Origin of the sequence: Chryseobacterium sp. Tr-659, assembly GCF_011752975.1 — a bacterium.
In the GTDB taxonomy this organism is placed as follows: domain Bacteria; phylum Bacteroidota; class Bacteroidia; order Flavobacteriales; family Weeksellaceae; genus Chryseobacterium.
Map to the genome: position 1 here is coordinate 12,586 of NZ_VWWP01000009.1, position 20,535 is coordinate 33,120.

Here is a 20,535-nt window from a genome sequence, read left to right on the forward strand (position 1 = left end):
AGACCTGCTTTATGGCATTATTTTTCCATTCATCTTCAAACCACTTAATCATAATACTATGAAAATCAATCAATTTTATGTTCCTGCATTAAGCATATTTCTTATCTTATCATCATGTAAAGAAAATCATGCGAATGCTCAGCAGACCGGTAATGACGGAAGTGTAGAGACCGAAAAGCCTAATTCTGATTATAAGCCTGCATTTAAAGGACAGACAAGAATTAAGGCAGTAAAAACTTCATCAGAATATAGTGTAGATATTCTGAATAAAGAGCTGGGAAGACCATGGGGAATCATTAATTTACCGGATGGAAGATTTCTCATTACAGATAAAAAAGGCTATATGAACGTAGTTTCAACCGATGGAAAGCAAGTTTCTAAAATAGAAGGCTTCCCAAAGGTGGACTCAAAAGGACAAGGAGGAATGCTGGATGTAGCTCTGGACCCTGATTTTAAAACCAATAATATTATCTACTTCAGCTTTTCTGAACCTTTTGGAAAAGGAAACCTAACTTCCGTAGCAAAAGGAAAACTGTCGGCAGATCTTAAAAATATTTCAGAAGTAAAAGTAATCTTTCGCGCTGAGCCATCTTATGACGGAGATAAACATTATGGCAGCCGACTGGCTTTCGATAAAGATGGGTATCTATTTGTAAGTACAGGAGAAAGATCAGATAAAGTAACCAGAGTATATGCCCAGAAAACAGATAATTATTTAGGAAAAATACTTAAAATTACAAAAGAAGGAAAACCGGCTCCCGGAAATCCATTTATAGGAAAACAAGGATATAAACCTGAAATTTATGCTTACGGAGTACGAAATCCACAAGGACTGGCCATAGACCCCAACGGAAATCTTTGGGACGTGGAAATGGGGCCAAGAGGAGGAGATGAGATCAATCTGATCCAACCCGGGAAAAATTACGGCTGGGGAGATGTTACTTATGGTATTGAATATTCAGGAGATAAAGTGGGGCAGGGAATTACTCAAAGACAAGGAACAGAGCAGCCTGTCTACTATTGGGACCCCGTTATTTCTCCCAGCGGAATTACATTTTATACCGGAAATATTGATGAGTGGAAGGGAAATCTGTTTATCGGATGTTTAAGTGGTGAACATATTGACAGAATTGTTATGAAAGACAATAAAGTGGTAGGCGAAGAACGTCTTCTCGCAGATCAGAAAGAACGCTTCCGCGATGTTTTGAACGGAATGGACGGAAATCTGTATGCCGTTACAGACAGCGGTAAACTCTATAGAATTGCAAAAAAATAAAACAAAGTCGCCTGAAATTTTCAGGCGACTTTGTTTTTTATCTAAAATTTAAAGTTCATTCTCAGGAAAACCTGTCTTCCGGCAAATCCCATCTGCACAGGATCAAAGATTCCTCCGGACTCGGTATTTCCGCTGCTTACCTGGGTAGTTTGTAAGGTAGGATATCTGTTGAAGAGGTTTTTACTTCCCAATGTCAGGTTAAGGTTTTTTGAAAATTCATATCCAAATGAAAGATCAGTTGTCACCTTTGGATTGTAAATCTGTTCTGTACCATCATACCCGATCAGGGTTACTTTATCAAATCTTACCATCTGAAGGTTCACATTAAATTTGTTTATTTTATAGTTGAGATTTAAATTAACTTTTGTTTTTGGAGCAGAAGCAAGAATAAAAGCTTTTTCTCTTGCACTCAGATAAATATCTTCTTTTCCTGCCAGCTGTTCTGAGGTATTCACTTTTGTAATTTCCATATCATTATAATTCCCGGCTAAAGTAGCGGTAAGTTTCCCGGGGCCAATGTTTTCATTATAACTTAAGATAAGGTCAACTCCTTTCGTACGGGTATCAATTGCATTAGAAAAGAATTGTACTTGGTCGATATATGGATTCTCTGCCTGAACGTCTGCCGGCAGGTCTGCTCGTGCGAAATATCCTGTCAAAACAATTCTGTTTTTTACCTGAATATAATATCCATCAACTGTTGCCGTGAATTTACCTGTATTGAATGTAAATCCGGCACTTCCATTCACCGATGTTTCTTGTTTCAATTGAGGGATCCCAAGGCTGTTGGCCAGCTTGCTGTCGTTAGAAGCCAGCTGAATAGTAACCAGCTGCCCTCCTTGAAAATTGGTAAACTGTTGGCTATAGTATTTCTGAGCCAGAGAAGGCGCTCTGAATCCGGTAGAAACAGACCCACGGAAAGCAAATTGCGGGGTAAATGCATACCTTGTTGCAAACTTACCATTCAGCGTGCTTCCAAAATCATTATAATTTTCAAATCTTCCGGCTACACTGATCATCCAGTTCTTTGTAATATCCAGTTCAGTATCTACATAAGCGGCAAAATTATTTCTGCTTTTTCCAATATCTGTAGAGTATCCCGGAAATCCCTGAGATCCGCCGGGTCTTACATTTCCGCTCAGAGGATTAGTGACTAATAATGCTTCAGGGGTATCCCGGGTTACAGGATTTCCATTTTGATCATACATTGTATAAGAGGCTTGTTCCCCTTTAATAATGTTAAATTTTTCGTATCTGAATTCTGATCCGAAAGCTACATTGAGTCCTTCAAGCACTTTGAACTGTCTAACAGCATTAAAGCCGGTTGTGTTCTGAAGTAAAGAATGTCCTCCGGCGTAAAAGTCGGTAGGAGACTTAACACCTAAGGTTGCATTAATGGTATTATTGATGTCATAAGTAAACCTGTTATTTCCGAAAGCATTATAGAAATCCACTTCCCAGTCAGCAACCTTAAATTTTAGCCCGTTATCGAAAGTGAAATCTGTAATACTGGTATTTTCGATCGGGTTAAAACCATTGGGATAAACTTCCGGAATGTTTCCATCTGCATCCGGTGTTCGTGTCCAGGCATAGGCTTTTGTATTTCTGTGAGAAAAACCTTGTCGGGAATAAAATTTCAATCCATCAGACAAGGGAAGTTCAATATTTCCAAAGAAATAAACATTTTGTGCCTTGGCATCTCCAAAGCGTTGCCTTGGTGAGGTGTACATTGCAGGATTAGCATTTCTTATCGCATATTCCTTATTGATAAACTCAGCAGTGAAATTCCCGAAACCACCTTTTGACCCGATTTTTGTTCCTAAATTTCCACTGAAATCAAAAGTGCCTCCGTCTATTTTATGATCTGATACAACGTCATTATTGCCAGGACTCTTAAAAAGGTTCATCCCATAAAAAGCATTCCCTTCAAATCCTTTGTCACGATCATTCAGAATAACATTGATTACGCCGGCTATTGCATCAGATCCATATTGAGCAGAAGCTCCATCACGGAGCACTTCCACTCTTTTGATGGCCCCGATCGGAATAGTGTTCATATCGTAGCCGGTATTTCCTCTTCCTTTGGTTCCGAAAAGATTAATCAATGAAGACTGGTGGTATCTTTTCCCATTGAGAAGCAGCAGTGTCTGATCAGGTCCCAAACCTCTTAATGTAGCCGGATCTACGGCATCTGCACCATCCGATCCCGACTGTTTGTTGGAGTTAAAAGACGGAGCCGCAAACTGAAGCAGCTGGTTTACTTCTACCTGACCTGTTGCCTGGCTGACCTGTTTGATATCAATAATATCAATAGGAACAGGGGTATTGGTAACTGTTCTTTTTTTGTTCCGGCTTCCGGTAATAGCCACTTCGTCTATTTTTGATTCTTTGATAAGTGTGTCTTTTACCTGTTGAGCATAAGACAGGGAACTAACACCAAGAAAAATGATGCTGATGTATTTTATTTTCATATTAATGATTTTGAATGGAGATTTATTCAAAATTATCAATATTTATTTTTAAATCACTATCTAATTTAAATATTTGTTATGAAAATATTAATTTAATTTTGTTTTTGAACATTTTTAGAATAATAATAGTTAAATAATGTTTTTCAACGAATAATTTTAATTTTAAAAGCTGGAAATGATTCTGTTAATCCCTTCTTCCAAAATTTCCTGTGAAGTAGAAAAGCAGATTCTGATATGTCCTTCCGCTCCTTTTCCAAACCATCTTTCCGAACCAGGTACTATGGCAACCTTTCCCTGTTGTAACGCATGAAGGGCAAACTCATCGCTGGACATTCCGTTTTCAATTTTCGGGAACAATACAAAAGTGGCCTCAGGAAGAGTCGGGGTAAGAATTTCCGAACGGCTCAATAAATTAAAAGCAAGATCTCTATTTTGCTGTAAATGATTAAGGAATTCTTTGTACCAGGGTTTGGCTTTTTCCAGCGCAACACTTCCAGCAATTTGTGATAAAGTAGATACGCCTTCAATGGTAGAGTTGAAGTTGGATTTTTCTGTAAAATCTTCCAGAATATCCTGATCATTGCATAAAACAGCACCAATTCTCAAACCGGCAATTCCAAATGATTTGGAGAATCCATAAACTGTAAAACTCTTTTTCTTTGCTTCATCAGAAACAGATGAGTAGGTATGGAATTCTTTATTATCATAAATGATATCACTCCAGATTTCATCACTCATCACCCATAAGTTATGTGCTGATGCAATTTCAGAGATTTTTTTTAATGTTTCCTTAGAATAAACTTTTCCCAGCGGATTATGTGGATTGCATATGCTGATAAGTTTTGTTTTGGAATTGATCAGTGAAACCATTTTTTCAAAATCAATTTCTCCGGTTGTGGTGTCAACAGGGCAAAGCTTTACTTTTCCACCGGCTGTTTCCACCGATTTTTTAAAAAGAAAATCAACAGGATCAAGAATAATAGCCTCGTCTCCGGAATTGAGAACATAAGATGCGATGAGAAACATCCCTTGTGCCGCACTGTTTACTGCAAGTACATTTTCAGAAGAAAATGTACCGGATTTTTCCTGATTAAAATGTTCAGCAACACTTTTCTTAAACTCCGGAAGTCCGGAAAAGGGGCCGTAGCTGAGGTATCCATCTTTAATATATTCGATAATTCCCTGCTCTATTTCCGGTGCTGTTCTGAAATCTGGATCAGCGGCTGTCAACGGGATAATTCCATCCTCCAGGGTAGCCCATCTTCCGTTATAGGCTTTTCTTTTTAATGCTTCAAAGTTGATATCGTTGTTGGTGAACATTTTTTTATTTATAAGATATGGGTAAAATATTTTCTGTTTGCTGGTCGAGAGGAAGAAGGAACTGATTCAGTAATATCCTTCCGTTATTGATGTGAATCTCTATTTCCGGTTTCCTTTCTGCTTCATATTTTCTGAATGCTTCTGTAAGGTTTTCTTCTTCAACTAAATATTTAGTCAATGTGGACGAGTCTTTTAATGCTGAAGTAACGCCCTGGCTTGTAAAAGGGATCAGCGGATGAGCTGCATCCCCTATAAATACAATATTGTCCTTGTAAAATGGATTCAGATGTTCCAATTCATATACACACCACAAATGTACATTTTCATAATTTGATTTTTTAATTATAGATGGAACTAGTGGATACCATTCTCTAAATATTTCAAGCATATATTTCTTCAAATTATCAGCAGGGCATTCATTAATCCGGTACTTCTGATTGTCAAACTGTGAATACCATAAGATGGTATCATGGGAAAGCTTGAGGATTCCGAAAGTGAGCCCGCCTGCTTCATGATGAAACTTCATAAAATCATTCTCAATAGAATCAGCAATACCTCTGTCTTTAATAATATTCACTACTTCATTTTCCCTTACCACATTCATTTTTTCTTCTTTGAAGAGATTTTTTCTAATACGGCTTCTGGAACCATCTGAAATAATAGCAAGGTCAGCATCAATATAAGCTCCGTCAGATTGCTTTAACTTCCCTTTTTTTGCATTGCAAGGAGTTATGGTTTCTTCATACGTTATTTTTTCCGGAGAGATATTTTGCGCCAAAAGATGAATTAAAGAATGTCTTGAAATGGCAAAAACGTTATCGAGTTTCTTTTCTGCAAGTACTTTTCCGGTATGTGAATATTGTATGTATTTTTTCAGAAAACTGCCATGCTCAAAAAGGAGAGAGCGGTCTATGATTTGTGAAAGATATTCAATTCCTTCCTGTGGAATCAGAAAGCCATGGCCTGCCAGATCATCTTTTTTTCTTCTTTCATAAATGTGATAGTCAATCTTGTGTTTTTCTAAGTAATTCGCCATGCTTAAGCCGGAAATACCGGCGCCCACGACAGCAATTTTGTTCATTTTCGGAATAACGGATTTTCAGGTTGGTTTTTAAGTATTTTAATCTATATGATTAGATCGATACAAAATTAAATTAAAAACATTCAATATTTAAAAAAAATAAATTAATTTGATTTCTATTTTTTATAAAATAAATTGAAAATCATAACTTATTCGGGTTCATAAGAATAATTTTTTGAAGAATATTTATAGTGAAAATAAGTTTTCCTGAGAATTGCTTTTAAATAAAAAAACCGGAAAAGCTTCCGGTTTTATGGTTATGCTTTTTCAAGCTGAACAGTAAAGTGTCTTAAGATTTCCGGTTCCCAGGTAATCTTATAACCCTTTGCCACTTCCTCTCGTCTTTCATATACATTTTTGATGGCTGCAGCAATATAATCCATATGATTATTGGTATATGTTCTTCTAGGGATTGCCAAACGTACAAGTTCCAGTTTTGGATAACGGTTTTGTCTAGTCTCAGGATCTCTGTCTGCCAGTAATGTCCCGATTTCTACGGTTCTGATTCCTGCTTCCTTATAAATTTCAAGACCTAGTGTCTGCGCAGGATATTCTTCACGGGAAACATTAGGAAGGAAATTTAATGAATCGATGAATACAGCGTGTCCTCCAATTGGTTTTTGTACAGGAATCCCGTATTCAATAAGCTTATTTCCGAGATATTCAACCTGGGAAATTCTGCTTTCCAGGTAAGCGAACTCAGTAGCTTCATCAAGACCTACTGCAAGGGCTGCCATATCTCTTCCTGCCATTCCTCCATAGGTAATGAATCCTTCATAGATAATGGTGAAATTGGATGCTTTTCTGAAAATCTCTTCGTTGTTTAGAGCGATAAATCCGCCAATGTTTACCAGTCCGTCTTTTTTGGAACTCATTGTCATTCCGTCTCCGTATGAGAAGATTTCTTTACAGATTTCCTTAATGCTTCTATTTTCCTGTCCCGTTTCTCTTTTTTTAATGAAATAGGCATTTTCTGCAAATCTTGCCGAATCAAAGAATACGGGAATCCCATACTGATCGGAAAGAGCTTTTACTGCTTTCATATTTTCCAGAGAAACAGGCTGTCCCCCTGAAGAGTTACAAGTGATCGTGATTAAACAGAAAGGGATGTTTTCTTTAGGGTGGCTTTTGTAAACCTCTTCCAGCTTTTCAAGGTTGATATTTCCTTTGAAAGGGTGAAGGTCATTAATGTCGAAAGCTTCATCTATTGTACAGTCGATAGCATGTGCTTTTCTGAATTCGATATGCCCTTTCGTAGTATCGAAATGAGAGTTTCCGGGAACTACATCTCCCTCTTTTACCAGAACGGAGAAAAGAACATTTTCTGCAGCTCTTCCCTGGTGTGTAGGTAATAAATATTTGAATCCGGTAATTCTTTCAACCGTGTTTTGTAATTGTTCAAAAGAACGGGATCCGGCATAGCTTTCATCCCCTGTCATCAATGCTGCCCATTGTTTGTCAGACATTGCTCCGGTTCCGGAATCCGTAAGCAGATCGATGTATACCTGCGAAGATTTTAAATTAAAAAGGTTATAATTTGCTTCTTTAAGCCATTGTTCTCTTTCTTCTTGGGTGGATTGATAGATTTCTTCCACCATTTTAATGCGGAAAGGTTCCGCGTACGGTAATTTCATGAGTTAAAATATGTTTTAAATTGTTTTTAAAGAAAATCGTTTTGAAAATAATTTTCAAATTCATCAAAGTATAAGTAAGGGGGGAAGAAATTATTCCGGAGCCTTAAATATATTTTCATCAGAATGGAATCCGGCAACACCGCCGCTTACTGCAAACTTCATGGCAGAAGCTGCTGTCATTCCCACTACAGGTTTGATGTTTTTTTCTTCAGTAACAATTACCCAGCCCGATATTGCATAAGAATGGGGGAGGTATACCGCAACGTAGTTATGTTTGTCAACGTCTGACATTTCTTTCTGTGTCAAAAAACCAATTCTCCAGATTTCCGGATTCTCATTGGTTTTTACCCATACAGGATCGTTGAATTTTTTCTTATCGCCTACGAATGAAGACATAACGTCTTTTGTAGGTGTATAGATATGTTTTACCCCGGGAGTTTTTTCCAGCAGGCTATCCATGGTGTCGAAAAAGAATCTTCCGACTACAAATTTATTTCCTAAATATCCAAGAATGGCAGTAAATAGTATGATAGAAACAAAAACAAGCCCTGGAATCTGTTTGGCAAGCGATGGTATCAGATTGTCAATAGCACTTACAATATACCAGATAACGAAAATGGTAAGCCCGATGGGGCCAATAATGAGCAATCCCTGAAAAAAATTTTTCAGAAAAATATTGGCTATATTTTCAAAGCTTGGCTTCTTCAATGTGTACTCTTTACTTTTATATATATTCTAACCGTGAATGGTTTCTTTATTTCCATATGATTTAATAATGCCGGCTTCATATTCCAGCCATTCTTCCCAGCGTTGATTTACTTTATCGGGGTCTCCCAGCTGTCTTGCGAATCCTATGAATGTGGTATAATGATTGGCTTCTGAAATCATCAGTTCTCGGTAGAAAACTTTAAGTTCCTCATCCTTGATGTTTTCAGTAAGTACTTTGAATCTTTCGCAGCTTCTTGCTTCAATCATAGCGGCAAACAGCATCTTGTCTACGATAAGATCTTCTCTGCTTCCCTGAATGATAAATTTTGCCAGTTCATTCACATAATCATCTTTTCTTGCTCTTCCAAAAGCGTAACCTCTTTTTTTAATAATCTCATGAACCTGATTAAAATGATCAAGCTCTTCCTGAGCAATAGCAAGAAGTTCGGTTACAATTTCAGGATATTCCGGAAGCATAGTAATAAGGCCGATAGCATTGGTAGCTGCTTTTTGCTCGCACCAGGCATGATCCGTTAAAATTTCTCCAATGTTTCCTTCTGCAATATTAGCCCACCTTGGGTCGGTAGGGAGTTTCAACTTAAACATGTTGTAAAATTTTTGTAAATTTAAGCAAATTGAAGTAAGAAATGTGACTTTATTTCAATTTGGTCGTTAAAGTCCTAAGATGCGGTCTTTCTTCTTAGGAATTCCAAAATATTCCAACCCGCCGTATCTACTTTTTTCAATCCCGCAGAGATAATGAATGCTAAGATGATATTGATGACATAGATGATGATCATTAATAGCCACCAGGTCATATTTTCTTTTAACGGAACCACGAGAAAGTAAACCAATGACGAACTTAGACCTTGTGCAAAATAGAAGAAAATAGCGTTTTTCCCAATATAAGTGATGAAATTATCTTTCGTGATCTTTAATCTGTTGTAAAGAACAAATAAGGTTACCAATGAGAACAAAGCCCAGATAATATAAGGAATCTGTGGTGGGAATTTATTCTTGTTGATCTTATAAAAAATTTCATTTCCATAAAACCAGAACATCCAGATCAGAGCACCGGCTACCAAAGCATATAAAAGAGGAATTATCTTAGTCGGAATTCTTTTTCCACGCATTCTGTTTCCTATCAGAAATACGGCTAAATAAAATGCGACATAACCCACTTGCCCTGTCGGATAATATTCCGGATAGATGTTGAATGCTAAAGTTAAAGCAATGCAAAGACCAATCAACCAGTTGACATGTCTTGGAAAAAATCTTAAAATCAGGACTCCGAAAACGGTGAGTATAAAATATACCTTCAGATACCAGAAACTTCCCATGACCACCGGAAAAGTGTCTGCATTGGTATATTGATGCAGGTACCAGTTTCCGAGATTCTGCCATTGAGGATATTCTGAAATACTTGTAGTAGAGTATTTTGAACCGAATGTTGAATAAAAATTTTTCAGCCACTCCATAGAAAAGAAGCTCAATCCAAATACTTTAAAGAAGTAATCAAGGAAGAACAGAAATGTTACAAAGATCATATAGGTGATCTGTAATTTTAATAAACGGTAAAATGTTTTTTCAATATTAGAACCGGAAGTGATCCCGCTGAGTGCATAAAAAAGAGCAACATCAAAAACGAGAGAAAAGACCCTGACTTCTGCCGGAATATAAAACTGTCCGGACCAGAAAGCCGTATGGATAAAGATAATGGAAAGTGTGGCCAGCCCTTTGGCGAAGTCAATATAGAGATCTCTGTTCATTATTGTAGGATATGGTGTCAAAAGTAAATAAACTTCTGTGATTTTTCAAGCCAAATAAAAAGAGATGGAACACATAGTGTCCACCTCCTTATTTAAATATGCTAAAAATGAATGTTTGCGTTTATTTAAGATTTTTAAATTCTTCTGCAGAAATTTCTCCAGACTGAATTTTTCTCAGCTCATCAATATATTGACTCATATAAGCATCAATTTCAGGACTTACCGTGTTCTTAGCCATTTTATAAGTTCCGTTCAGAACTCCTTGATAATAATAGAAGAAATTGTAATCAAAATTGGATGCGTTAAGATCGTACTGACCTAAAAGGAACCCTAAACGAACTGCAGATCTTCTCTGTGCAGGCGTTCCGTGGTGGCCGGGGCTTGTGGTTTGATAATCTCCGATACTTTGTGCAAATTCGTAAGCTGCTGCAATTTCAGAGAAATTGGTTTTGTTATAACCGTTGGGTCTTCTCAGATAGTATCCTGCAAAACCGTCGGCTTCAAGCTCATTTGGTCTTGCTGTATTTTCGTTTACTGAAGGCAGTCCAAAAATATACTGCAGCTGATGTCCATATTCATGAGCAAGAATCATCGCGTTTACAATATCTCCTCCTTTTGCTTTTGCATCATAATAGATGGCGTATCCATAATAGATTTTTCCTGTGGAGTAGGAAATTGCATTGTAGGTTGAGTTAAAATTGGAGGGGTCATTTACAAATCTAAGCGTAGGGTTGCTTCTTCCCCACATGCTTGCAATTTTTGTCATCTGGGAATTCATGAAATTGGTGTCTGTGGTGTTTTGAAGCCCGGTCATTAAAACAGAACTTGAACTCCAGTTGTTATCTACATAGTAGCAGACTTTTTCAAGATCACCGGGTTGATCAATTTTTGCACTCAGCGTTTCTTGTTGAGGTTGAACAGTTTCGTTCATTGGATCATCATTACATGCTGTTAATGAAGTTACAGCGATGGCGCCTGCTAATAAGCAGAGGTTAAAGTTTCTTTTCATATGTTAAATTCAATTTGGTAAAACGAAGGTAATAAATTATCTCTTAAGTGTGAGTACTTTATTTAAAAAAATTATTCAAAACATAGTGAATAGGATTTATTGTAAAAAAACATTGCTTTGATTGTAAGCTAATTAGAAATTAATTTGTATATTTGCACCTCGAAATAACTAAAAATTTATAAACAATGTTTGCAATTGTAGAAATAGCAGGGCTTCAATACAAAGTTGAGCAAGACCAGAAGTTGTTTGTAAACCGTTTAAAAGGAGATAAAGGAGGAAAAGTTTCTTTCGATAAAGTTCTTCTTACTGTAAACGGTGCAATCACTGTAGGCGCCCCAGCTGTAAACGGAATCACTGTGGAAGCAGAGATCCTTGACCACGTTAAAGCTGATAAAGTAATCGTTTTCAAAAAGAAAAGAAGAAAAGGTTACAAAGTGAAAAACGGTCACAGACAATCTTTAACTCAAATCGTAATCACTGGTATTACAGGTTTTGAAGGAGGTGCTAAAAAAGCAGCTAAAAAAGAAACTGTGAAAGGTGAAGTTCTTTCTGACAACGCAACTGTTAACTTTAGTGAAGATCACGAGCTGAACTATCACTTAAAGAAAAACAACTTGTCACAGTCTAAAGAGAACAGAGAAACTTTAATTACTTTAGGTAAAGCAGTTAAAGTTGAATTAGAAAAGAATATTCTTACACATGAAGAAGTAGATGCTGCTATCATTAAGAATATCGATCAATTTAAAGCACTTAATAAATAATCCACTAATAAAATGGCACACAAGAAAGGAGTCGGTAGTTCCAAGAACGGTAGAGAGTCTCACTCTAAAAGATTAGGTGTGAAGATTTTCGGAGGACAAGAAGCTATTGCCGGAAACATTATTGTTAGACAAAGAGGTACTCAACACCACCCAGGTGATAACGTGGGAATCGGTAAAGATCACACTTTGTTTGCACTAGTAGACGGTAAAGTAGTTTTCAGAAAGAAAGCAAACAACAGATCTTTCGTATCTGTAGAACCAAACGCATAATTAAATTAAGCGTTTTATAAAATGTAAAGCTCCAGCATCGCTGGAGCTTTTTTGTTTTTAATTAACGATAAATGATTTTCAGGTATTCAATTGTTTGTGAAATATATTTATATTTGTTAACTGTCAAATTATAAGTCAGTTGCGGAAGCCGAAAAGCATTATGAGTAGGCGGAAAATTAAACAAAATATCTATGAAAAATCTAAGAAAATTAAACAAGAAGAGGTTGAAAAAAATTGAAGGAGGAGTAGCTGCCAATTGTCCTTCAATGTTTCAGTCATGCGAAGAATGGTGCAACTGGTCTCCGTGGCAGAAATCACATTGTATGCTTTCACAGGCGTGCACCGATTGCTTTGAATAGTATTTCTGTTATGCATAAAATTAAAGAAGGCCGCGGTTTCATCAAAACTGCGGCTTTGATTTTGAAAGCTATGTTAAATTTTAATTGAATTTTAATTTTTCAAAGACCAGGCAGTTCCAAAGTATTATAATTTTGTACCCCATTTTAAATAACTTGACATGAAATGTAAAATTATACTGATACTGGGGTTGCTGGTATCTGCAAACTGGCAGGCACAAATAAAAGTGTTATTTGATGCTACTAAAGCAGAATCTGCAGGAAATGCAGACTGGGTAGTGGATGCGGATGTTCATAATCTTAAGTTTAGTGCAACAGGGGTTACTACCAACGGAACAGAGTCTAATCCGCAAAGATTTCCTACACCTGCGCAAAGTGGTATTACAGCAGCAACCCCGGAAACTTATTGGCAGGGAGCCCTGAGTAATTGGGGAATAGATCTGGTAAAGCAAGGTTACACTATAGAAACATTACCTTACAATGCAAGTATTACCTACGGAAACTCATCCAATCCACAAGATTTATCTAATTACAAAGTTTTTGTTGTAGTCGAGCCTAATATAAGATTCAGTGATTCCGAGAAAATTGCAATGCTGAATTTTGTACAAAACGGAGGTGGCCTTTTTATGATTTCGGATCATAATCAGAGCGACAGAAACAATGATGGATGGGATTCTCCTGCTATCTGGAATGATTTTTTTACAACAAACGGTGTCATTCCAAATCCTTTCGGAATTAGTTTTGATCTGAATAGCGTGTCTCCAATCACAACGAATTTTGTTCCGATAAATGTAAACCCAACCATTTTATCCGGCCCGCAAGGAACACCCACGCAGATGAAATTCTCCAGCGGAGCTACAATGACGCTTGATAAAAACAGTAATGCGTCTGTTCAGGGGCTTGTGTTTACCAGCAGTGCTTCCACTGCAGGCAGTACTAATGTTATGTTTGCAACTTCCACTTATGGAAATGGAAGGATCTGTGCATTGGGAGACAGTTCTGTTCCGGACGACGGAACCGGAGACCCAAACGATACTCTATATAATGGTTATACAGGTGATGCTAACGGAAATCACAGACCTTTACTAGTGAATGCTATAATCTGGCTGGCAGGTTCTTCCAGTTTAAGTACTCAGGAAGTGGTAAACAAGGAAAATGCTGAAGTCTATCCAAATCCTTCGGCGGATTATATCTATATTAAAAATAATAAATACAAGACCTATAAAGTGATAGATGAGGCAGGTAGGATAATGGCTTCAGGAATATTGCAGGGAAATAGCTTTAGTATTCAGTCTATACCGTCCGGAATATATTATCTGATTCTTCAGTCTGATAAAGAAACTCAATCAACCAAAATTGTAAGAAAGTAAAATGAGAAATCTAAAAAAAAACACTGAAAATCAATTGAAACTAATTGTTGATGCTAAAAGTATTTGGCCAATCTAATTATCAGATGTCTGAAGATAAGTTCGGCGGCTTCAAAGAAGCCGCCGAACTTATTTTATAATGTTTTTGTCTAAAATCCTACCTGGAACCCGGCTTTTACACCAAACTTAGAAATGTCAGGTCTATCGAGATAATTTCCTCTCCAGTTGAAGTCGACCCTGAAAATTCTGAGGTTTCCGATTCCGATATTTTCAATACCAAAGCCATATTCATAATAAATATGTTCACTTGGGGCAGTATATTTAAATCCTTCTACATTGATGGCTTTAGAAGCGTCGCTCAGAGTTCCATATGCTCCACGGATAAATGCCACTTCTCTAAGTTTCAGTTTTTTGATCAAAGGAATATAAGACAAAATTTTACCATTAAAATGATGTTCCAGCTGAAGAGTGGTATAAGCATCTGTAACAAACTCATAATAGTTCAGCTGAGAAAAAGTATTGGGAACCAAACCATACGATAAATTCGCAGGAATGATATTCTGCAATGCCAAAGGAACAGTATTGAAGTTTTTCCCTGCTTCAAAATTTACTATCATTTTTCCAAGGCTTCCAATTAGGAACGGCTTGTATAACATAAACTGAAGTTTGTTATAATTGAAATCAGCATTGAAAAGCCCTTCTATACCCCTGGTATATCGCAGAACAATAGTAGGAGCCAGGTTTCTTGCCTGATAACGGTCTATTCCGGTCTGGGAAAATTTAGCTCCGGGTTTTGCAATTAAGCTGATCGTCACATGAGAATCATTTACCGTCTGTCTCAGATTACCATCCTTATAATACATCAGGTTGAATTTCTCCGGAATTGCAGATTTAATACTCTGCATCACCCCGTCTACTCGTATCTGGAAATTTTTCCAAGGCTCAATAGCTGCAAAAACGCTGGTTTGATTTACTGAACTTAATGAAATATTTTCTCCTCTGGCAAAAAAAGTACTGGAAGATAAAGATCTTGATGCAACCCCATCTCCGGAAGTCAGCTGCCCTCCGAGCTGAACAATATCTCTGCTGGTTCCTGCTCCAATCATAAAACGGTTCAGCCTGTTGAACATATATCGTGCTTCAACTCCATATTTTACCTGTTTATCCTTAAACCCGTAAGCCGTATAAAATTGTACTCTCCAAGGATCATTAAGCCCGAAATATGATCTTGCTCCAAGTCTTATTCTATCGCCTTCCACTTCATTTCTTCCGTATACCGAGAAAATAGGCCCGAAATCTACTCCTTTAAAAGCATTATAATATCTGGAACCAAGAGTTTCAAACAGTTTTACCATTCTGTTGAATTTAGGGGTCTGCTGAAGCTGGTCAAGCATATTGTAAACCCCTTGTTCAGATTTGGATAGTGTATCGGGTCTTGCCTTTGTCCAGTAAGCCTCATCCTTGTCTGTAAACTTATCCTCATATTCCTCTTCTTTCCTTTTAAATACACTTGGGTCAAGAGGCTTGTTGAATTGATAATTAGAGTAATCCACAGATCTTTTAGCGATAATGCTTTTAGATCCTTTCTTTTTGGAAAAAGGACTCATTTCAAACTCTGTAACGAGTTTTTTAGGAAGAAATGTCTCTTCATCAGGATTGTCATATTCCAGCTGAGTATAGACACTGTTAACAAAATTGACGTTGATTTTCTGTGTTGATTTTAAAGTAGCACCTAAAATAGCATAAGTGTCCGTATCAATATATAGATTCCCTTGGAATGCAAGGATATCTTTTCTTTTAGGCTGATATCTTATCTGAAACGCTTTTTCGCCACGGATGGTAATGGTATCCATAAGGCTGTAATCATACGTGGAAAATCCATCTGTTCCTACCGGGCTTTGAAATCCGATATCAAAATAATTTAATGTATTATCGTAAATATTAATATCCCTGTACAGGTTTTTAGCAGAAACCGTGATCACCTGGTTATCCTGAAAACCAGAGGTTTTTTGAGCAACTAATGTTCTTTTACTGTCTTTATCAGGTCTGTTTTTACCATAATTTTCATAAACAGCTTCATTCAGGAAGATGGGAAGCCCGAGTCTTCCGCTGGCCGTAGAATCTGCGTAGTCAAAAATAAAGTTCAGTTTATTGAAGATCTTTTTCTTCATAAAGGCACTGTCGATATTATTAAGATCGAATTGAGTCTTTTCGTATTCTTTGTATGAATAAGTGTCAAACTTCTCCAGTCCGTTATTTCTTTTGTGTGCCCATACTTTTTGCATGATGGCATAGGCCGGGTTTTCTTTTTTGTTTTTGTATTTGGGTTTTCCGCTTTGAAGGACAATTTCCTGAATGTCACTTACTTTGGACTGAGATAGCTGAACAAAGATATTTTCTGCATTTTCAGGAGTAATTTCTAATGTTTCGGAAGTATAGCTTTTTCTTGAAAATTTTAATTGACGAATAATGCTGTCTGACTGAATAATGAAGCTGCCTGATGTTGTCGTCAGGGAAGGTGTTTTGCTGTTGTTGATAAAAATATCAACTTTGCTGAGTTCTTTATTATTTTTTTCATCAACAATTTTACCGCTGGCTTTGTTTTGTGCAGATACAGAACCGGTAAGTATCAGTAAGAAAAATAATATATAGTGTTTTGGGGAGTTATTGTTTAACATCATTCGTTTCTTCAGGCAATTAGCACAAACAAAAAGCATGCAGTTTATTTTAAAAATATGAAAAAAATAAAAATATTTTTGGTGTTTCAGATAAAACAGCAAATGTAACGAAAATAATACATGTATTTATTAAAAAAATGTCACGAATTTTTAAGGCTTATGAGATAATAATCAATGAATTAATAACGAAATAATAACTATTTTATTGATAAGTTATTCTGCTATTTTTCCTTTATAAAAAATATCAGCTTTTGTACATGAAAATAAATTGAAGTATTACACAGGAATTGCTAGTATAATTATTTGAAAAGAGAAAACAATTAAACTTTTGAAATTTAGTCAGGATATAAAAAAAGACCTACATTTCTGTAAGTCTTTTTTGCTCCTCCTGCTGGGCTCGAACCAGCGACCCTCTGATTAACAGTCAGATGCTCTAACCAACTGAGCTAAGGAGGAATGTCCTTTGTTTTAAGTGGTGCAAATATAATAGGAATATCCGTACCAAGCAAGTTTTTATCCCTTAATATTTCACAGAAATTGCTATCGATTTATTTTTCAATAAATTAAAATTTTGAAAATTATCTGTTTTTTTACAGATAGCCTGAGATGGCAGTGTTGTAATGATAAATTTTCCTATATAATGAGTATTTCGGAAACATTTAAAGGGCTACAAATTCCATTCTGAAAGCCTTGGGACTTTTTCCGCGTTGCGCTTTGAAAAATTTGTTCAGATGGCTTTCATCTGTGAATCCCAATTCGTCAGCAATTTCGGAAATTCTGTTGCTGCTATGCTTCAGACGGTGCTCAATGAGTGTCGTTTTGTAATTGCTGATATAAGACTGAAGGGTTTCACCACTATGTTTTTTAAAATATTTACCCAAATAGTTTTCTGAGAATCCAAATGTTTTACAGATGTTCTCGGTCCGGATTTTTTCAGGCTCATAAATATTACTCTGAATGAAATTGAGGATATTAATGATCCTTGATTCGGAGGCTTCGTCTATTTTTTGAGGAAGATACTTGGCAATATTACGGGCTACTACTACAATAAGTGTATTGATGAGTTGTGATGTTATATCGCTGTGGTAGACATCTTTATTGACAGCCTCTCTGATGAGCGCTTCCACAAGAGGGCGCACCAGTGTTTTGTCAGACTGATTCTTCAAAATACATCCAGGCTTATGATTGGCATTTTCCAGAATAAATTCGAGCCGCTGGATATTTTCTTTCGAAATTCTATTGTCTTTCAGGTAGATGTTGCTGAATTTTAAAAAGAAAAACCGGGTGGTAGTGTCAATCCAGAATTGGCTGCAGTCCTGTGGTGTCAGAAGAAACATATGATTGTCTGAATAAGAAAAGCTGTGCTTATTAATGCAATGCCGCCCGGTTCCCGATAAAATGAAAACCAGTTCAAAAAAATTCTTTTTGCTTTCCTTATCAGGAAATACATCCAGCGTTTCAAAATGAATGCTGAAGGGTTCATATAATACATTTCTGTTCATCAGTATTGTTTTTTATATAGCAAAAATATACAAAAATACAGAAGTCTTATACCGGTAAATTGCTAAATATCAGTATAATTTTGCTTCATCCAATACGAATTATTGCATTATGATAAAATTATTATTAATCGGATTAACAGCCTGGTCTGCGTGTATCAGCGCTCAGGAGAATAAAGATGGAATTTTTCACTATTCCTCTATGGATGCAATGAGAAATGGAGTTTATACCGGCAATCTTACTGTAAAAGATGTTAAAAAGAAAGGGGATTTCGGTTTAGGTACTTATAATTTTTTAGATGGTGAGTTGGTTATGCTTGACGGAAGTGTTTATCGTATTGTTTCTGACGGATCTGTAGAAATAGCAGATCATAAAAGAGAAATTCCTTTCGGTTCCTTTACTTTTTTCAAAAAAGAACACTCAGAAGAATTGAGAAATGTAAAAACTGTGGAAGAATTAATGAAAAATATCCGTGAAATACTTCCGTCTTCCAATCGCTTTTACGCTATAAAGATAGAAGCTGTTTTCAAAGAGCTCACGCTGGGAGGTGCCATAAAAGTTAACGAAGAGGACAGAACCGGTATTGCAGATCTTATGAAAACGAGGCCTTTATATATAAACCAAAATATAAAAGGTACTCTTGTCGGATTTTACAGCCCTTCCTATGTTGGAGGTCTTGATCTTTCCCCGTTTCATTTCCACTTTATTTCGGAGGACAGGAAAGTTGGAGGGCATTTGGTAGAAGGGACTTTTGCCTTCTCAAAATTTACAGTTCAGCTGGATGAGAAAAATACCTACGAGGTGATGTTACCCAACAATGACAATAAAGGATACAGGAGTAAATGGGAATCTTCCGGGGCCAATTCACAATATTAAAAATTTAACAAGTCATGAAGGTTCATGGCTGTAACAATACAATATACAAATGAAAACAAACATATTATTTTTTATTTCTTCAATAGTGCCCGTGTTTTTCTTTAATTCAGTCTCTGCACAGCAAAAAGTGCTTCAAACTGATTTTAATAAGGGGATTTGGGAGCAGGTTGGGAAAGGTTTACAGCGTAAATGGGTATCAGGTTCTGAAAGTACATTTGCTTTTTGGAAAATGGATAAAGGGGCTCATGTAGCACCTCATAATCATCCGAATGAACAGGTAACTTATATTACAAAGGGCAGTGTAAAAGTTCTGATGAATGATAAAGAGCATATTGTAAAAGCAGGTGGCATACTGATCATTCCGGCTGGGGTTACCCATGAATTTTTCTGTCTGGAAGATGGAACTGAAGATCTGGATTTTTTTACACCTGTCCGTAAAGATTGGATAGACGGAACTGCTTCATATCTTCCTCAGCAGGGGAAAAGTCTTGAAGTGGTAGCTCAGTTCAATGATGCCCGCCCTGGAAATGTTGCGGTAAGCCGTACCGGACGAGTATTTGCTACAATACATCCTTTGGCAGGAGCAAAACAGCAGCTGGTTGAAATTGTAAATGGACAGCCTATACCATTTCCCTCAGCAGAATTACAAAAAAATGGACAACCTGCGGATAATAATAAGTTTGATACCCCACTGGGAATCATAACAGATAAACAAAATCGTCTCTGGATGATCGACATGGGGCTGGAACTTGGAAAAACAAGGCTCTGGTGTTTCGATCTTAAGAAAAATAAAGTAATAGAAAAGATTGAACTTCCTTCAGCTATTGCACCCAAAGGCAGCTTTATACAGGATGTTGCTATTGATGAGAAAAATGGATGGGCCTATCTTGCTGATATTGCCAATCCGGGAATCGTTGCTTTAAATCTTAAAAATAAAAAAGCCAGGAGATTCAGTGGGCATACATCATTACAAGCGGAGGATGTAGATATGATTATTGATGGGAAAGTGATTGATTTTGGTGGTAAACCAGCAAGAGTAGGAATTAATCCGATTACACTTTCAGATGACAGAGAAACCCTGTTTTTCGGAGCAATGAATGGGACTTCATGGTATAAGCTTCCAGCCGGGCTTTTCCGTGAAAATGGAAATGACAATGTGATAGAAAATGCTATTCAAAAAGTGGGAGATAAGCCGGTAAGCGACGGAGCTGCAACAGATAAGGCAGGTAATCATTATATCACCAACCTAGGTGGTCACAGTATCAGTAAGCTGGACTCAGACGGTCATCTTACAGAATTTATTAAAGATCCAAAATTAAAATGGCCGGATAATGTTGCCGTTTCAGAGGATGGGTATTTATACATTTCAGTAAATCAACTGCATACTACAACTGCATTTTCAGGACTGCCGGATGCGGGAAGACCTCCTTATTTCATCTATCGCGTTAAATTGTGATGC

Annotated in this window: 17 protein-coding genes and 1 tRNA gene; 7 read left to right on the forward strand and 11 right to left on the reverse strand. The window is 36.8% G+C overall.

Annotated features, from left to right (window positions below; all coding sequences use genetic code 11):
* Positions 1–58: 58 nt before the first annotated feature.
* Entirely contained in the window at positions 59–1,276 is a 1,218-nt protein-coding gene (locus F3J23_RS17820; RefSeq protein WP_167032160.1) for a PQQ-dependent sugar dehydrogenase, read from the forward strand.
* A 41-nt stretch (positions 1,277–1,317) separates the two neighbouring features.
* Here the strand turns inward: F3J23_RS17820 and F3J23_RS17825 are convergent, their stop codons facing one another.
* The 8 genes from F3J23_RS17825 to F3J23_RS17860 all read right to left on the reverse strand — a co-directional run bounded on the left by F3J23_RS17825 (position 1,318) and on the right by F3J23_RS17860 (position 11,268).
* Positions 1,318–3,747, reverse strand: coding sequence for a TonB-dependent receptor plug domain-containing protein (locus F3J23_RS17825; RefSeq protein WP_167032163.1), 2,430 nt, complete (start codon positions 3,745–3,747; stop codon positions 1,318–1,320).
* Positions 3,748–3,909: 162 nt separating this feature from the next.
* Positions 3,910–5,067, reverse strand: a complete 1,158-nt coding sequence (locus tag F3J23_RS17830) for a pyridoxal phosphate-dependent aminotransferase (RefSeq protein WP_167032167.1) — start codon at positions 5,065–5,067, stop codon at positions 3,910–3,912.
* 4 nt (positions 5,068–5,071) lie between these two features.
* Positions 5,072–6,148, reverse strand: a complete 1,077-nt coding sequence (locus F3J23_RS17835; protein ID WP_167032170.1) for an FAD-dependent monooxygenase — start codon at positions 6,146–6,148, stop codon at positions 5,072–5,074.
* Positions 6,149–6,405: 257 nt separating this feature from the next.
* Positions 6,406–7,782, reverse strand: a complete 1,377-nt coding sequence (locus tag F3J23_RS17840; protein WP_167032173.1) for a tryptophanase — start codon at positions 7,780–7,782, stop codon at positions 6,406–6,408.
* Between the two features lie 90 nt (positions 7,783–7,872).
* Complete coding sequence (locus tag F3J23_RS17845; RefSeq protein WP_167032176.1) at positions 7,873–8,490, reverse strand: DUF502 domain-containing protein; 618 nt, start codon at positions 8,488–8,490, stop codon at positions 7,873–7,875.
* Positions 8,491–8,517: 27 nt separating this feature from the next.
* Positions 8,518–9,096, reverse strand: a complete 579-nt coding sequence (locus F3J23_RS17850) for a tRNA-(ms[2]io[6]A)-hydroxylase (protein ID WP_167032178.1) — start codon at positions 9,094–9,096, stop codon at positions 8,518–8,520.
* A gap of 74 nt (positions 9,097–9,170) precedes the next feature.
* Entirely contained in the window at positions 9,171–10,259 is a 1,089-nt protein-coding gene (locus F3J23_RS17855) for an acyltransferase family protein (protein ID WP_167032181.1), read from the reverse strand.
* Positions 10,260–10,380: 121 nt separating this feature from the next.
* On the reverse strand, positions 10,381–11,268 hold the full coding sequence (locus F3J23_RS17860; protein ID WP_167032184.1) for a metalloprotease: 888 nt from the start codon (positions 11,266–11,268) through the stop codon (positions 10,381–10,383).
* Between the two features lie 185 nt (positions 11,269–11,453).
* On the opposite strand from F3J23_RS17860, the gene rplU reads away from it, so the two are divergent.
* The 4 genes from rplU (at position 11,454) to F3J23_RS17880 (ending at position 14,025) form a co-directional block, all read left to right on the forward strand.
* Positions 11,454–12,029, forward strand: coding sequence for a 50S ribosomal protein L21 (rplU, locus tag F3J23_RS17865; protein WP_081983514.1), 576 nt, complete (start codon positions 11,454–11,456; stop codon positions 12,027–12,029).
* 12 nt (positions 12,030–12,041) lie between these two features.
* On the forward strand, positions 12,042–12,299 hold the full coding sequence (gene rpmA, locus F3J23_RS17870) for a 50S ribosomal protein L27 (RefSeq protein ID WP_002984034.1): 258 nt from the start codon (positions 12,042–12,044) through the stop codon (positions 12,297–12,299).
* Positions 12,300–12,490: 191 nt separating this feature from the next.
* Positions 12,491–12,658 carry a hypothetical protein gene (locus F3J23_RS17875; protein ID WP_167032187.1) on the forward strand — a complete coding sequence of 56 codons (168 nt, stop codon included), beginning with the start codon at positions 12,491–12,493 and terminating at the stop codon, positions 12,656–12,658.
* A gap of 158 nt (positions 12,659–12,816) precedes the next feature.
* Entirely contained in the window at positions 12,817–14,025 is a 1,209-nt protein-coding gene (locus F3J23_RS17880; RefSeq protein ID WP_167032190.1) for a T9SS type A sorting domain-containing protein, read from the forward strand.
* 146 nt (positions 14,026–14,171) lie between these two features.
* Here the strand turns inward: F3J23_RS17880 and F3J23_RS17885 are convergent, their stop codons facing one another.
* From F3J23_RS17885 to F3J23_RS17895, 3 genes are all read right to left on the reverse strand, one after another.
* Complete coding sequence (locus F3J23_RS17885; RefSeq protein ID WP_228455375.1) at positions 14,172–16,703, reverse strand: DUF5686 family protein; 2,532 nt, start codon at positions 16,701–16,703, stop codon at positions 14,172–14,174.
* Between the two features lie 379 nt (positions 16,704–17,082).
* Positions 17,083–17,156: transfer RNA gene (locus F3J23_RS17890), tRNA-Asn, on the reverse strand.
* 203 nt (positions 17,157–17,359) lie between these two features.
* Positions 17,360–18,202: an AraC family transcriptional regulator gene (locus F3J23_RS17895; protein ID WP_167032196.1), complete on the reverse strand. Its 843-nt coding sequence runs from the start codon at positions 18,200–18,202 to the stop codon at positions 17,360–17,362.
* 109 nt (positions 18,203–18,311) lie between these two features.
* Between F3J23_RS17895 and budA the strand changes: the two genes are divergently transcribed.
* Positions 18,312–19,076 carry an acetolactate decarboxylase gene (gene budA / locus F3J23_RS17900; RefSeq protein WP_167032198.1) on the forward strand — a complete coding sequence of 255 codons (765 nt, stop codon included), beginning with the start codon at positions 18,312–18,314 and terminating at the stop codon, positions 19,074–19,076.
* Between the two features lie 49 nt (positions 19,077–19,125).
* On the forward strand, positions 19,126–20,532 hold the full coding sequence (locus F3J23_RS17905; RefSeq protein ID WP_167032201.1) for an L-dopachrome tautomerase-related protein: 1,407 nt from the start codon (positions 19,126–19,128) through the stop codon (positions 20,530–20,532).
* Positions 20,533–20,535 lie beyond the last annotated feature (3 nt).